Below are 14,476 nucleotides of genomic sequence, written 5' to 3'. Positions count from 1 at the left end.
TCGAACCCGGGAAAACGGGGTCCGATTTGACCAGGTCTGATGGATTTGAACCTTACGACCAGGGAGCTGCACATGCGGCGTTCGTCGTTGATACTTCGTCCGGTGGTCTTGGCCGCCGTCGGCGGCTTGGTACTGGCCGGATCGGCCCAGCCGGCCGGGGCGGCGGCTCCGGCGGCGAGCGCCGGCACCGAACCCCAGGCGGTGATCGTGGTGCTGGCCGACCAGATCGCGTCCGCTCCACCGACGAAGACGGCGTCCGGGAACAGACGGGACCAAACGACCAGAGCGCAGAACGCGGTGCTGGGCAAGCTCGCCGGACCGGCACCGGCGAACGTCAAGCACTTCGCCGTCGGCAACGCTTTCTCCGCGACCGTCAGCCCCGCGCAGGCGGCCGCGCTCGCGCAGGACCCGGCCGTGGCGTCCGTGCTGCCGGACAGCAAGGTCACCCTCCCCGCGCCGAGCGCCCCGGCGGCGGCCGGGACGCGCGGTGCGGCACCGAACGCCCAGCCCCGGACCCCGTCGGCGCCCGGCGCCATCTGCCCGTCCGACCCCGCGAAGCCGCTGCTGGAACCGGAAGCGCTCACCTCGATCCACGCCTTCAGCACCGACGGCTCGAAGAGCGCGTCCGACCTCGCCGACGGCTCCGGCGTCAAGGTCGCTTTCCTCGCCGACAACATGGATCCGAACTACGCCGACTTCATCCGCCCCGACGGGTCGAAGGTGTTCTCGGACTACCAGGACTTCTCCGGCGACGGCCCGGCGACCACGGACTCCGGCGCCGAGGCGTTCGGTGACGCGTCGTCGATCGCCGCGCAGGGCACCGTCGTGCACGACCTCTCGAAGTTCGTCAACCAGGCGCACCCGCTGCCACCGGGCTGCAACATCGTCGTCAAGGGCGTCTCGCCGGGTGCGAGCCTGGTCGGGCTCAACGTGTTCGGCTCCACCGCGACGAACTCCGCGATCCTGCAGGCCATCGACTACGCGGTGACGGTCGACCACGTCGACGTCATCAACGAGTCGCTCGGCCTCAACCAGTACCCGGACGCCAGCTCGCGCGAGCTGTTCCAGGTGTTCAACGACGAGGCCGTCGCCGCGGGCGTCACGGTCACCACCTCCAGCGGCGACGCGGGCACGACCTCGACCATCGGCAGCCCGGCCACCGACCCGCTGGTCATCTCCGCCGGCGCGACCACGGACAACCGGCTGTACGCGCAGACCACCTACGCGGCTTTCCCGTTCTCCAACGGGAAGTGGATCAGCGACAACATCTCCGCGCTGTCGTCCTCGGGCATCACGCAGAACGGCCGCACGATCGACCTGGTCGCCCCCGGTGAGGGCAACTGGGCCGACTGCGAACCGACCTACGCGGAGTGCCGGACGTTCCAGTCCCCGCCGCAGGGAGCGGACCTGGAGTCCTTCGGTGGCACCAGCGAATCGGCGCCGCTGACCGCGGGCGTCGCGGCGCTGGTCATCCAGGCCTACCGCGGCACGCACCACGGCGCGTCGCCGGCCCCGGCCCTGGTCAAGCAGCTGATCACCGGCACCACCCGCGACCTCGGCCTGCCGGCCGACGAGCAGGGCGCCGGCCTGCTGGACGCGCGCGCGGCCGTCGAGGCGGCGACGACCGCCTCCGGCACCACCGGCGCGCCGGCCGGCGTCTCGTCGAACATCGCGCTCTCGACCGACCAGCTGACCCTCGAAGGCGCGCCCGGCAGCACGCAGACCGCGACGGTCAAGGTGTCGAACATCGGCACCAAGCCGCTCACGGTGTCCACCGGCACCCGCGGGTTCACGACGTCGTCGACGCAGACCCAGACCGTGCCGTTCGACTCCACCAAGCTGCCGACGTTCACCTACTACAACGGCGCGCAGTGGGCGCAGAAGACGGTGAAGTTCACCGTCCCGCCGGCGACCGACCGGCTGCTGTCGAGGATGGCGTGGCAGGGCAGTCCCAAGACGGTCAACGGCTCCCCGGTCACCCCGGTGGTGCGACTGACGCTGCTCGCGCCGGACGGCACGTTCGTCGCGAACAGCCGCCCGCAGGGTGGCGCGGCGACCGCGAACTACGCCAACGTCGACGTCCGGCACCCGGCCCCGGGCACCTGGACGGCGGTGCTGTACTCGGTCGCGGGCGCGTCCGGGTACACCGGTGACATCCAGCTGGCCGCGGACGCGCAGCGCGCGGTGCCCTACGGCCAGGTCTCGCCGCAGATCCTCAGCCTGGCCCCGGGCCAGACCAAGCCGGTCAAGGTCTCCCTGCCGACCCCGGCCTCGGGCGGCGACGCGGACTACTCGGTGACCTTCGGCAGCTCCGACGGCCACCAGACGTCCGTGTCGGCGGTGCTGCGCTCGCTCATCCCGACCGGCAACGGCCCCGGGAAGTTCGGCGGTACCATCACCGGCGGCAACGCCCGCGCGGTCTCCCCCGCGCAGACGTTCAGCTACGAGTTCGACGTGCCCCGCGGCAAGAAGGACGTCGACGTCGCCGTGCACCTGTCCGACCCGGGCACGGTCCTCGACGGCGTCCTGGTCGACCCGAACGGCGAGCTCGCCGACGTCAACAGCAACATCTCCCTGGCCTCGCCGACGACCGTGTCGCAGGGTCCGGGGCTGCAGCTGACCGACGCGAACCCGCTGCCCGGGCGCTGGCACCTGGTGCTGGTGGTGCAGAACCCGGTCACCGGCAAGGAACTGCAGCAGCCGTTCACCGGCACGGTCGCCTTCGACCAGGCCTCGGTGTCCGCGCCGGCGCTGCCGAACGGCGGCAAGCTGGCCGCGGGCAAGGCGGTCACGGTGCCGGTGACCGTGCACAACACCGGGATCGAGCCGATCGCGATCGGCGTCGACGCCCGCACCAACACCGCCCAGACGCTGCAGCCGGTCCCGGTGGGCGGCCAGACCGAGGTCGACCTGCCCGAGCCGGGCTCGATCGCGCCGGTCTACGAGGTGCCGCCGGACACGAGCAAGCTGACGGTGGCGACGTCGTCGACCGTGCCGGCCCAGGTCGAGCTGCAGGGCTCGGCCGCCGGCATCGACGTGTTCGGCGACCTGAAGAAGGCGCAGGGTGGCAGCACGGTCTCGGTCGCCACGATCGGGGAGAAGAAGGGCTACGTCACCAAGGGCATCTGGTTCGCCGACGTGCAGGAGCTCGGCCCGTTCGGGCCGTCCGGCGCCCCCGCCGGGCACGCGAGCTACACCTCGTCGATCGTGACCGCGGGCTTCGACCACGCCGTGACGTCGTCGACCGGAGACCCGTACGACCAGGCGGTCGACCCCGCGGGCACCGGCGGCACGCCGGTGATCATCCCGCCGGGGCGCTCGGCCACCGTCCAGGTGACGATCACCCCGTCCGGCGCCCGCGGCACCGACGTCGCCGGCCACCTCAACCTGGTGACCGTCCCGACCCTGCCGACCGGTTCCACCGGCCTGCCGGAGGAGGGCACCGGCGAGGTCATCGCGACCCTGCCGTACCACTACCGCGTCGGCTGACCCGGTAGCGCTCAGCGAAGGGCCTCCGGCTTCCTCTCAGGGAGCCGGAGGCCCTTGCTCGTGGTTCAGCCGGCGTCCTGGAGGCCGGCGGCGAGCAGTTCCCGCAGGGCGTCGGACAGGGACGCGAACATCGGGACGCCCGCGGCCAGCCCGGTGATGCGGAACAGCCGGGCGAGCGTCCTGCTGCTCGCGACCAGCCCGAAGCGCCGTCCTTCGGCACCGGCCCGTTCCGCGGCCGCCGCCAGGGCGCGGGCGCCGGCCAGGCCGACGAAGGCGATCTGGGTGAGGTCCACCAGCGTCGTGCCCGGCGGGGTCTCCCGCAGTTCGCGTTCCAGGATCGGGACGGTCAGGGTGTCGATCTCCCCGGCGAAGGTCAGGACCAGCAGGCCGGGGCGGTACTCCGTCCGGCGGGCCGCGAGGGGGCGTCCGGCCGGGACGGGGATCGGTGACTGAGGGGACACGGGTTCGGCGGGCCTTCCGCGCCGGCGGGCCGGCGTTCGCAGGGAAGTGATCAACGACGGGATCTTGATACCCAAACTTCCGGCGGGGAAACGCGCTTTCCGGGGGCGATCGGGTCGTTCTAGGGTCGGCACCGTGACCACCTGGAGCTGGGATCCTTCGCTGTACTCCGGCAGTGCCGCCTACTACGCGCGCGGCCGCGCCGCGTATCCGCAGGCCCTCGCCGACGCCGTGGCCGCCGAGCTGGAGCTGGACGGCTCGGGCCGCCTGCTCGACGTCGGCTGCGGACCGGGGTCGCTGACCCTGCTCCTGTCCGGCAAGGTCGAAGAAGCCGTCGGCCTGGACGCCGACCCGGACATGCTCGGCGAAGCCGCCCGGCGCGCGTCCGAGGCGGGAATCCGCACCTGCCGGTGGGTGCACCGCCGGGCCGAGGAGCTGCCCGCCGATCTGGGTGAGTTCCGGCTGGTCACGTTCGCCCAGTCGTTCCACTGGCTGGACCGCCCGCGCGTCGCCGCGGCCGTGCACGGGATGCTGGCCGCCGGCGGGGCCTGCGCCCACGTCCACGCCACGACGCACCAGGGTGCCGGCGACTCCGCGCCACCGTACGACGCGATCACGGACCTCGTGCGGCGGCACCTCGGCTCGGTCCGCCGCGCGGGCCAGGGTGTCCTCCCCGGCGGCACGGCCTCGGGCGAGACGGAGATCTACCGCGCGGCCGGCTTCCGCGGCCCGCGGCGGCTCGAGATCCCCGGCGCGGTCGTCACCCGGGACGTCGACGACGTCGTCGCCGCGATCTTCTCGCTGTCCAGCTCGGCGCCGCACCTGTTCGGCGGCCGGCTCGCCGAGTTCGAAACCGAGCTGCGGGAGCTCCTGCACGAGGCGAGCCCGGACGGGACGTTCCGCGAACAGCTGCGGGAGATCGCCGTCGACGTCTGGCGCCCTTGATCCGTTCGGCCGCAGCGGTGCGCCAGATCGCCGGACACATCCCGGCCGGCTCTGGACAGCCGTCGAACGCCTGTGCTCTGATCACTACCGCCTGATTTACAACGTTGTAAGCGGTCCCGGGAACGGAGCAGCCCGTTGGCATCGAAAATGTGGCGGAGGTCGTGCGCGGTCGCAGCGATCGTGAGCACGGTGGCGGCGTTGACCGTGGCGGCATCGAGTCCGGCGGCCGGCACGTCCCGGCCGAGGGCGGTGACCGCGGGTGACGCGCGCTTCCAGGTGCTCTCCCCGACGCTGATCCGGACCGAGTACGCCGCCGACGGCAAGTTCCTCGACAGCCCCACCTACACCGCGATCGGGCGGGACGGCTTCGCGCCGACGTCGTTCACCTCCAGTACCTCGGGCGGCTGGCTGACGATCCGGACGAGCGCGGTCACCCTGCGGTACCAGGTGGGCTCGGGCCCGTTCACCGCCCAGAACCTGGTGGTGCAGGAGAGCGCCGGGACGACGCCGGTGACGTCGACGCCGTGGCAGCACCTGACGTGCGCGGCCGGCGCGCTGTGCGAGGCGGAAGACCTGTCGTACAACGGCTTGGCCGTCGCCTCCGACCACACCGGCTACACCGGCGGCGGGTTCGTGGCCGGGTTCGAGGGCACGGGCAACTCGCTGTCCGCCGACGTGAACGTCACCACCGCGGGCCAGTACCGCTTCGACACGCGGTACGCCAACTCCGGCGGCGGGGACGGCCAGACCAGCACGCGCACCCTGTCCCTGTCGGCCGACGGCGGCGCGAGCACGACGGTGTCCCTGCCGGTGACCGCGAACTGGGACACGTGGAACGTCGCGTCCGTCCCGCTGCAGCTGGCCGCGGGGCGGCACACGGTCACCCTGACGCGCACGGCCACGGATTCGGGCAACGTCAACGTCGACAGCGTCGCCCTGCTCACGCCGGACGCGAATTATCCGCCGTCGTCGGCGAAGGCAATGCTGGACTGCCGTTTCGGGGTCGACTGCGAGGCCGAGTCGGCCCGCGCCGCCGGGTCGGCGAAGCTCGCGTCCGACCACGCCGGGTACGCCGGCCCGGGCTTCATCGCGGAGCTGAACCAGGGCTCGAGCCTGACCCAGCGCGTCGTCGCCGTGCCCGCCGACGGCACCTACGCGCTGCAGGTGCGCTACGCCAACGGCACCGGCGGCGACGGCCTGCACCAGACGCGCACGGCGACCGTCTCGGCCGGGGGCGCCGCGCAGGTGCTTTCCCTGCCCGCGACGAACGACTGGGACACCTGGGGCACCGCGTCGGTCCCGGTCGCGCTCAAGGCCGGGACCAACGACGTCACCCTCGCCTGCCCCGACGTCGCCAGCTGCCACGTCAACCTGGACACCCTCGCGGTGACCCCCGCCGGTGCGCCCGCCCCGGCCCCGCACCTCGCGCTCGGCGGCTACCGCCGCGGCCTCGACGGCGTGAACGGGGACAACGGCGACCCGAAGACCGTCCCCGGCCTGCTCTACCAGGACGGCTGGTACCTGCTCGACGACTCGGGGTCGGCCGTCTACAACCCGGCCACGAAGAAGGTCACCCCGCGCGGTGACCACGGCGGCAAGGCCTACCGCGACGGGTACGTCTTCGCCTACGGCCACGACTACAAGCGGGCGCTGGGCGACCTGGCCACCCTCACCGGGCCGCCGCAGTTGCTGCCCCGCTGGGCCTACGGCGTCTGGTACTCGGAGTACTTCGACCGCACCGCGGCCGACTACGAGAACACCATCGTGCCCCGGTTCCGCGCGGAGGGCGTCCCGCTGGACGTCCTGGTCACCGACACCGACTTCAAGGCGCCGGACACCTGGAACGGCTGGGAGATCGATCGCAAGAAGTTCCCGGACCCGAAGGCGTTCTTCGACTGGTCGGCCGCGCAGGGCCTGCACAACACGCTCAACACGCACCCGAGCATCCGCAGCACCGACCCGCAGTTCGCGCAGGCGCAGGCCACGGCCAAGGGCAAGCTGACGAAGTCGTCCAACTGCGGCTCCGGCGGGGGCGGCGGCGACTGCTACACCTTCGACTGGGGCGACCCGAACCAGCTGAAGGCCTACTTCGACCTGCACCGGACGATGGACCAGCAGGGTGTGGACTTCTGGTGGCTGGACTGGTGCTGCGACGGCTCGCAGTCCTCTTTGGACGGCGTGACGCCGGACGCGTGGATCAACCAGCAGTACGCCGACGACTCGGCCCCGGCGGTCGGGCGCGGGTTCGTCATCTCCCGCGCCTACGGGTCCCTGCAGTCGGGCGGCTACAGCAACCCGGCCGGGGTGCCGACCGGGCCGTGGGCCGACAAGCGCTCGACGATCCACTTCACCGGCGACACGTCCTCCACCTGGGGCACGCTGCGCATGGAGGTCGGCTACACGCCGGGTGAGGCCGCCGCCACCGGGATGTCCGCGGTCAGCCACGACATCGGCGGGCACAACGACACCACCGGCCTGCCGGGCTCGGAGACGGACCCGTCCGGCCGGCACACCGTCAAGCTGCCGGACGACCTCTACGCGCGCTGGGTGCAGCTCGGCACGTTCCAGCCGATCGACCGCCTGCACAGCAACCACAGCGACCGGCTTCCCTGGCAGTACGGGCCGGAAGCGAAGGCGTCGGCGACGAAGTTCCTCAACCTGCGCGAAAACCTCGTCCCGTACACCTACACCCTCGCGCAGCAGGCCGCCACGACCGGTGTGCCGGTGACCCGGCCGCTCTACCTCGACTATCCCGAGGAGGCGAACGCGTACCGGCTCGCGGGCAGCGAATACCTGTACGGGCCGGACATGCTGGTCGCCCCGGTCACCACGCCGGGCACGACCGCCACCACGAACGTCTGGTTCCCGCCGGGCACGTGGACGGACTACTTCACCGGCAAGACCTACGCCGGCGGCACGACCCAGGCGATCACCACCGACCTGAGCACGATGCCGGTGTTCGTCAAGGCCGGCGGCATGGTGCCGAGCCGGGCGAAGAACGTCACCGACGACGTCCGCAACCCGCTCGACGCGCTGACGCTCACCGTCGCCGAAGGCGCTTCGAGCACCTTCACCCTCTACGACGACAACGGCAGCAGCGGCCGAAGCGCGACCACCAAGGTCCGTTACACCGCAGGGAACCACACCGTGCGGATCGAGCCGGCCGACGGGTCGTTCCGCGGCCAGGTGCGGGACCGGCGGTGGACCGTCGCGTTCCTCGGGGCGACCGCGCCGAAGGCGGTCACCGTCGGCGGTGACCGGCTGGCGCCGAGCGCGTACCACTGGGACGACGGGACGCACACCCTGACCGTGACGCTGCCCGCGCGGAACGTCCACCTGCCGGTGACGGTTGCCTATAGGTGAGGTCCGATCACCAGCCGCGCGATGCGGCGGGTCTCGTCGAGGGTGAACCGGTAGTCCAGGTCGACGAGCCCGCCGGGGAAGTTCCCCTCGACGCGGCAGGTGACGAGCGCCTCGCCGTCCTCTGTGTCCATTGTGGACTTCGCGGACAGCGGGGTCGTGGTGAAGGTGTAGTCGCCGGCGGGGCGGTCGAGCCAGGCGCGGACGGCGGTGACGCCGTCGTGGCTCGCACCGTCGTCGGTGACGTGGGCGTCCTCGGCGAACGCGACGATCGCGGCGGTGCGGTCACCGGCGATGGTCAGCGCGAGGTAGGCGCGGACAGCGTCCGGCATGTTCTCGAGCACGGGAGTCTCCTTTTCTAGGCCGCGTCGGGGAAGTCGACGCCGCGGGACACGGTCTCGTCCGCGCGAACGGCGTCGAGGGTCCGCTGGAGCTTCGACGTGACCTTGTCGAACGCCGGGCCGCCGAGGACGAGGCGGTGCGGTGGGTCCGGCCGTTCCATGGCGGCCAGCACCGCCCGCACGCCACGCTCGGGATCGCCCGGCTGGCGCCCGTCCTGCTCGACGAACGCGACGCGGACGGCGTCGAGCAGCGGTGCGTAGGCGTCGACGGTCTCGCGGGCCGGTTCCCCGGAGAAGCCGGCGTAGGCGTGCGTCCGGAACGCGCCGGGCTCGACCAGCAGGACCTTGACCCCGAACGGCTCGACCTCCTGGCGCAGCGCGTCGGACAGCCCTTCGACCGCGAACTTCGCCGCGCTGTAGAAACCGAAGCCCGGGACGGCGTCCATCCCGGCGGCCGACGACATCGTGACGACCCAGCCGCGGCCGCGGGCGCGCATGGCCGGCAGCACTTCGCGCAGCACCGTGACCACGGAGAAGAAGTTCAGCTCGAACGAGCCGCGCACGACGTCGTCGGCCGTACCCTCGACCGAGCCGTACCAGCCGCGCCCGGCGTTGTTGACCAGCACGTCGATCTCGCCGAAGTGCGCCCGCGCCTCGGCGACGGCTCGCCGCACCTCGTCCGGCGCGGTGACGTCCAGCCGCACCGCGTGGGCGCGCTCGCCGTGCTCGGCCACCCACTCCTTGAGTTCCTCCGGACGCCGGGCCGTCAGCACGACCCGGTCGCCCGCCTCGAGCGCGGCCTCGGCGTACGCCATCCCGAAGCCGCCCGGCGTGCCGCCGGTGATGAACCAGTTCCGCACGATCCCACCTCCACTACAGACGCTATAGAGATGACTATAACATCTGTAGCGGAGGGCTCAGAGGACGAACCCCGTCGGGAAGGGGTCGGCCGGGTCGAGCAGGTAGGTGGCGGTGCCGGTGATCCACGCGCGGCCCGAGAACTCCGGGACCACCGCGGGCACACCCCCGACCGTGGTCTCGGCGACCAGCTCGCCGGTGAACGTCGTGCCGATGAACGAGCTGTTCTCGAACGGCGTGTGCAGCGGCAGCTCGCCGCGGGCGTGCAGCTGGGCCATCCGCGCCGACGTGCCGGTGCCGCAGGGCGAGCGGTCGAACCAGCCCGGGTGGATGGCCATGGCGTTGCGCGACGTGCGGGCGTCCGAGCCCGGGGCGAGGAACTGGACGTGCTTGCAGCCGCCGATCAGCGGGTCGGCCGGGTGCTTCGGCGGCCGCTGCTCGTTGATCGCGTCCATGATGGACAGTCCGGCCTTCAGGATCCGGTCCTTCTCGGCGCGTTCGAACGGGATGTCCAGTGTGGACAGTTCGAGGATGGCGTAGAAGTTCCCGCCGTAGGCCAGGTCGTAGCGCACCTCCCCCAGCCCTGGAACGTCCACTGTGGCGTCTCGCTCGGCCAGGAACGACGGCACGTTGCGGAGCTTGACCCGCTCGGCCCGGCCGTCGCGCACGGTGACCTCGGCGTGCACGAGCCCGGCCGGCGTGTCGAGGCGGACGACGGTCGTCGGCTCGGTGACCTCGACCATGCCGGTCTCCACCAGGACCGTGGCGACGCCGATCGTGCCGTGGCCGCACATCGGCAGGCAGCCGGACACCTCGATGTAGACCACGCCCCAGTCGGCATCGGGGTGGCACGGCGGCTGCAGGATCGCGCCGCTCATCGCGGAGTGGCCGCGGGGCTCGTTCATCAGGAACAGCCGCAGGTCGTCGAGGTGCTCCAGGAAGTACCGGCGGCGCTCGGCCATCGTGTCGCCGGGGATGACGGCGACACCGCCGGTCACCACCCGCGTAGGCATGCCCTCGGTGTGCGAGTCGACGGCGGTGATCGCGCGCGAGGCCCGCACTACGCCACCCCCAGCGCGTTCAGCGCGCGGTTCATGTCCTCGGTGACCTGCGCGCGGTTCTCGCCGGTGAGCGGGCCGCGCGGCGGGCGGCACGGGCCGCCGTACCGGCCGACGAGGTCCATGCCCAGCTTGATGGCCTGGACGAACTCGGTGCGCGAGTCCCAGCGGAACGCGGCGACCAGCGGCTCGTAAAGCGCTTTCGCCTCGGTGAGCTTGCCCGAGGTGGCCAGGTCGAACAGGCGCGCCGACTCGGCCGGGAAGACGTTCGGGAAGCCGGCGAACCAGCCGGTGGCACCCATCAGCAGGCTCTCCAGCACGACGTCGTCGGCGCCGCTGACCACGGCCAGCTCCGGGGCGCGCTCGCGGATCTCCAGCACGCGCCGGACGTCACCGGAGAACTCCTTGACCGCCACGACGTTGTCGAACTGCGCGATCTCGGCGAGCAGGTCGGGCGTGAGGTCGACCTTGGTGTCGAAGGGGTTGTTGTAGACCATGACGGGCAGCCCGACCGAGGCGACGGCCTCGAAGTGGGCGAGCACCTCGCCGCGGTTGGCCCGGTAGAGGGTCGGCGGCAGGCAGAGCAGGCCGTCGGCGCCGTCCTCGGCGGCGGCTTCGGCCCACTGTTTTGCTTGGTGCGCGCCGGGCCCGTGGACGCCGACGACCACGATGCCGTCGTCCCCGACGGCCTCGATCGCGGTGCGGGCGACGCGGCGGCGTTCGACGTCGGTGAGCGAGGAGTACTCGCCGAGGGAGCCGTTGGGCCCGACGCCGCGGCAGCCGTTGGCCACCAGCCACCGGCAGTGCTCGGCGTAGGCGTCGTAGTCGACGGCGAGGCCGGCGGGCGCGGCGTCGTCCGGCCGGTAGGGCAGGGCGGTGGCGACGATGACGCCACCGAGGTCACGGGTGCTCATGGGTCTCCTTCTGGGCCAGTTCGCCGAGCCGGATGGGCTGGGCGATCGGACGGTGGTGCGCGGCGGTCCCCCCGCAGAGCTCGGCAACGGCCGGACCGCACATCCGGCCCTGACACGGCCCGAGCCCGGCGCGGGTACCGAGTTTCAGTGCGTGCGGCCCGGCTTGAACGGGATCGCCCGCGGCTTCCCGCAGCTCGGCAACGGTGGTTTCCTCACACCGGCAGACGACCGTGTCCGGCCGCAGCCACCCGGCCCAGGCGTTCCCGATCGGATGTCCTTGGGCCAGCCTCTGCGCAAACTCCCCGCTCTGGTCCCTGGCTCTTCGCAGCTTCTGATCCGCCACACCCCCGGCAGCCACCCGCCCCGCAACGGCCCCCTCCGCCGCGGCGGCAACGGCCCCACCGATCCCGGTGACCTCCCCGGCGGCGAAGACCCCTCTTGCCGTGGTGCGCTGATCCCGGTCGACACGCACAAAGCCGCCGTCAAGGTCACACCCCGCGGCGACGGCGAGTTCGAGCTGCGGCACGAACCCGTGCCCGACGCAGACAGCGTCGACCTGATAGGTGCGCTCCGTGCCGTTGATGACCGACCAGTCCGGGTTCACCCGCGCGGTGACCACTTCCCGAACGCGCCCCTCCCCCTTTGCCTCGACCACGGTGCGGCCCATGCGGTAACTGACGCGATGCCGGGCCAGAGTTCCCGCGTACCTGATCAGTTCCCCGGCCTTGCCCACATGGCGAATCAGCCGCCAGGGTTGTCTCGACCATCCTTTCCGGACAGTCGCTATGTTGTTGGCCTCAAGCACAGCAACAACATCGGCCCCAACACCCAGCAACGACTCGGCAACGGGCAGCAGAAACGGCCCGCTACCGGCCACAAGCACCCGCCGCCCAACGGCGACGCCCTCACCCTTAGCGAGGGCTTGGGCAGCACCGGCAGTGAAGACGCCCGGGAGCTGCCACCCGGGAAAGGGCAAGGTCCGATCATGCGCTCCGGTAGCGATGATCAACGCATCGGGAGTGAGAACGTGCCGCTCGCGCGCAGAGCCATCGGCGTCACCGCGAAGCACATGAACCAGTGGCGGCCGACCGGCGCCGGGGCTGTCACCCTCGAAGTGGTCCGCACCAAGTCGATCGACCCCGGCACGACCTGGGACTACCGGATCCGCACCCTGCCCACCAACACCGGCATGGCCCGCACCCGGCTCCCCGGCACCAAGCCCACCAACCCCAGCACGGCCCCGGTCTGCCTGGTCCGCCCCAAGCCCACCCACCTCAGTACGGTCGCCGCCCGACCGGTCCACCCCAAGCCCGCCGCCACTGGCATGGCCTGTCTGGTCCACCCCAAGCCGATCGGCGGCGATGTTGTCCGCGTCGCGGCGCTCCAGCGCCCATACCGTGCTGTTCGGCCACCATCGGCAACGCGGGTGCTCCAAGACCCGCCGTTGCCGCGAGAAATCTGCGTGGCCGTGCCGGGTCCCTGCCTCGTACTCCTCCGGGAGCGTCCGGTGGTATTGCCCGCCGGGCGCGTCGGCCTGGTCCAGGACCGTGACCTCCGCGCCCGCCAGCAGCGCCTGCTCGGCCGCCGCCAGGCCCGCCAGGCCGGCGCCGATGATCACCACGTGCCGCGTCATGGGTTCTCCTCGCGGGTCTGGGTGCGGATCTCGTCCCCATCCACCGCGCGGCGGCGGCAGGCTCGGACGTCCGGGACTCCGTTCACCGTCACCACGCAGTCGAAACACGCGCCGATTCCGCAGAAAACTCCGCGCGGGGCGCCCGATCTCGTGGTGCGCCACGACAAGCGGCCCGAGGCCAGCAGGATTCCCGCCACCGTCTGGCCTGCCATGCCCGCCACTGGTTCGCCGTCCACCGTGATGTGGATCATGACAGCACCGCCGGACGGTCCACAGTGAACTCCTCCACCGGGCACGACGGCGCGACCCCGGTCAGCATCTCCCGCAGCACCAACGCCGTCCCCACGCTCAGGCCGATGCCCGCCCCCTCGTGGCCGGTCGCGTGCCACAGGTTCGGCAGCCGCGGGTCGGGACCGACCACCGGGAGATGGTCGTCCACGTACGGCCGGAACCCGCCGTACGCGCGCATCACCGCCGCCTCCGCGAGCGCCGGGAACAGCCGCAACGCCTTCTCCGCGATCGCGCCCAGCACGTCCGGTCGCAGCGTGTCGTCGAATCCCACTTGCCGCCGGGACGAGCCGATCAGCACCGTGCCACCCCGCGTCGACTCCACGACGGCGGACGTCTGCAGCTCACCGCTGTCCGCCCCGACCGCGCCGACGTAGTCCGCGTCGTACACCTTGTGCCGCACCACCCCCGGCATCGGCGTGGTCACCAGCACCTCACCCCGCCGCGGCCGGACCGCGATCGGGGCGCCGAGCCGCCCGGACGCGATCCCTGCCCACGGGCCCGCCGCGTTCACCACGACGTCGGCGCCGATCACCGCACCGGGCACGCGGACGCCGGTGATCCGCCCGCCGGCCACGACCGCACCGACGACCTCGGTGTCCGCCCGCAGCCGCGCGCCGTGGGCGAGGGCCGAGCCCAGCAGCGCCAGCGCCGCGCCCGCGGGCTGGACCTGCGCATCCTCCGGGTAGTGGACGGCCGCGACCACCGAACGGGTCAACGCGGGTTCGAGAGCCGCCACTTCGAGTGCAGTCAACGACTTCGTGACGACGCCGGCCGCGGCCTGCGCTTCGGCGAACGCCGTCAAGGCGGCCGCTCCGGCCGACGTGGTGGCCACGACGATGCCGCCCTTGGCGTCGAACTCCGCCGCGGCCGCGGCCCGCGGGCCCTCGGCGGCGATCTCGGCGAGCACCCGCGGCCACAGCCGGTTCGACAGCCGGGCGAGCGCGAGTTCCGCGCCCGGCGCCTTGTCCGAGACGAGCAGGTTGCCTTCGCCGTGTGACGTGGTTCCCCCGGCGGGACGGCCGCGGTCCACGACCACGACGTCGAACCCGGCCAGGCTCAGCTCACGAGCGCACGCGGCGCCGACGACACCGGCCCCGAGCACCACCACCCGCGTTCCGTTCATCGACC

The 14,476-nt window shown here is 72.2% G+C and carries 11 protein-coding genes; 3 read left to right on the top strand and 8 right to left on the bottom strand.

The features are described from left to right. Positions 1 to 102 precede the first annotated feature (102 nt). Complete coding sequence (locus tag VA596_RS26440; protein WP_323330853.1) at positions 103 to 3,489, top strand: S8 family serine peptidase; 3,387 nt, start codon at positions 103 to 105, stop codon at positions 3,487 to 3,489. Between the two features lie 65 nt (positions 3,490 to 3,554). On the opposite strand, the gene VA596_RS26435 is transcribed toward VA596_RS26440, so the two are convergent. After that, positions 3,555 to 3,950 (bottom strand): STAS domain-containing protein, encoded by a 396-nt coding sequence (locus VA596_RS26435; protein ID WP_323330852.1) that lies wholly within the window; start codon positions 3,948 to 3,950, stop codon positions 3,555 to 3,557. Between the two features lie 133 nt (positions 3,951 to 4,083). Here VA596_RS26435 and VA596_RS26430 point away from each other — a divergent pair, with 133 nt between their 5' ends. Next, positions 4,084 to 4,893 carry a class I SAM-dependent methyltransferase gene (locus VA596_RS26430; protein ID WP_323330851.1) on the top strand — a complete coding sequence of 270 codons (810 nt, stop codon included), beginning with the start codon at positions 4,084 to 4,086 and terminating at the stop codon, positions 4,891 to 4,893. A 180-nt stretch (positions 4,894 to 5,073) separates the two neighbouring features. Continuing rightward, positions 5,074 to 8,256, top strand: a complete 3,183-nt coding sequence (locus VA596_RS26425) for a TIM-barrel domain-containing protein (RefSeq protein ID WP_323330850.1) — start codon at positions 5,074 to 5,076, stop codon at positions 8,254 to 8,256. Here the strand turns inward: VA596_RS26425 and VA596_RS26420 are convergent. From VA596_RS26420 to VA596_RS26390, 7 genes are read right to left on the bottom strand one after another with little or no spacing between them, the layout of a single operon-like run. Then, a complete protein-coding gene (locus VA596_RS26420; RefSeq protein WP_323330849.1) occupies positions 8,247 to 8,597 on the bottom strand; it encodes a nuclear transport factor 2 family protein in 351 nt (116 codons plus the stop codon). The two genes, VA596_RS26425 and VA596_RS26420, sit on opposite strands and share 10 nt — an antisense overlap. Positions 8,598 to 8,611: 14 nt before the next feature. After that, positions 8,612 to 9,454 (bottom strand): SDR family NAD(P)-dependent oxidoreductase, encoded by an 843-nt coding sequence (locus VA596_RS26415; protein WP_323330848.1) that lies wholly within the window; start codon positions 9,452 to 9,454, stop codon positions 8,612 to 8,614. Positions 9,455 to 9,511: 57 nt separating this feature from the next. After that, on the bottom strand, positions 9,512 to 10,513 hold the full coding sequence (locus VA596_RS26410) for a proline racemase family protein (protein WP_323330847.1): 1,002 nt from the start codon (positions 10,511 to 10,513) through the stop codon (positions 9,512 to 9,514). Beyond that, complete coding sequence (locus VA596_RS26405) at positions 10,513 to 11,424, bottom strand: dihydrodipicolinate synthase family protein (protein ID WP_323330846.1); 912 nt, start codon at positions 11,422 to 11,424, stop codon at positions 10,513 to 10,515. Before VA596_RS26405 ends, VA596_RS26410 begins: the two co-directional genes overlap by 1 nt. Then, on the bottom strand, positions 11,411 to 13,057 hold the full coding sequence (locus VA596_RS26400) for an FAD/NAD(P)-dependent oxidoreductase (RefSeq protein ID WP_323330845.1): 1,647 nt from the start codon (positions 13,055 to 13,057) through the stop codon (positions 11,411 to 11,413). Before VA596_RS26400 ends, VA596_RS26405 begins: the two co-directional genes overlap by 14 nt. After that, positions 13,054 to 13,308: a (2Fe-2S)-binding protein gene (locus tag VA596_RS26395; RefSeq protein WP_323330844.1), complete on the bottom strand. Its 255-nt coding sequence runs from the start codon at positions 13,306 to 13,308 to the stop codon at positions 13,054 to 13,056. The genes VA596_RS26400 and VA596_RS26395 overlap by 4 nt, the downstream gene beginning before the upstream one ends. Beyond that, positions 13,305 to 14,471 (bottom strand): NAD(P)/FAD-dependent oxidoreductase, encoded by a 1,167-nt coding sequence (locus VA596_RS26390; protein WP_323330843.1) that lies wholly within the window; start codon positions 14,469 to 14,471, stop codon positions 13,305 to 13,307. The genes VA596_RS26395 and VA596_RS26390 overlap by 4 nt, the downstream gene beginning before the upstream one ends. Between the last annotated feature and the right edge of the window lie 5 nt (positions 14,472 to 14,476).

The organism is Amycolatopsis heterodermiae (genome assembly GCF_034929455.1).
Classification (GTDB): domain Bacteria; phylum Actinomycetota; class Actinomycetes; order Mycobacteriales; family Pseudonocardiaceae; genus Amycolatopsis; species Amycolatopsis heterodermiae.
The sequence above is the reverse complement of the archived record's forward strand: the minus strand, read 5'-3'. Positions and strand labels throughout refer to the sequence as shown.

Coding starts and splice junctions, on each gene's coding strand:
- VA596_RS26390 (WP_323330843.1), bottom strand. CDS start 14,471: ATGAACGGAACGCGGGTGGTGGTGCTCGGGGCCGGTGTCGTCGGCGCC.
- VA596_RS26400 (WP_323330845.1), bottom strand. CDS start 13,057: ATGACGCGGCACGTGGTGATCATCGGCGCCGGCCTGGCGGGCCTGGCG.
- VA596_RS26405 (WP_323330846.1), bottom strand. CDS start 11,424: ATGAGCACCCGTGACCTCGGTGGCGTCATCGTCGCCACCGCCCTGCCC.
- VA596_RS26395 (WP_323330844.1), bottom strand. CDS start 13,308: ATGATCCACATCACGGTGGACGGCGAACCAGTGGCGGGCATGGCAGGC.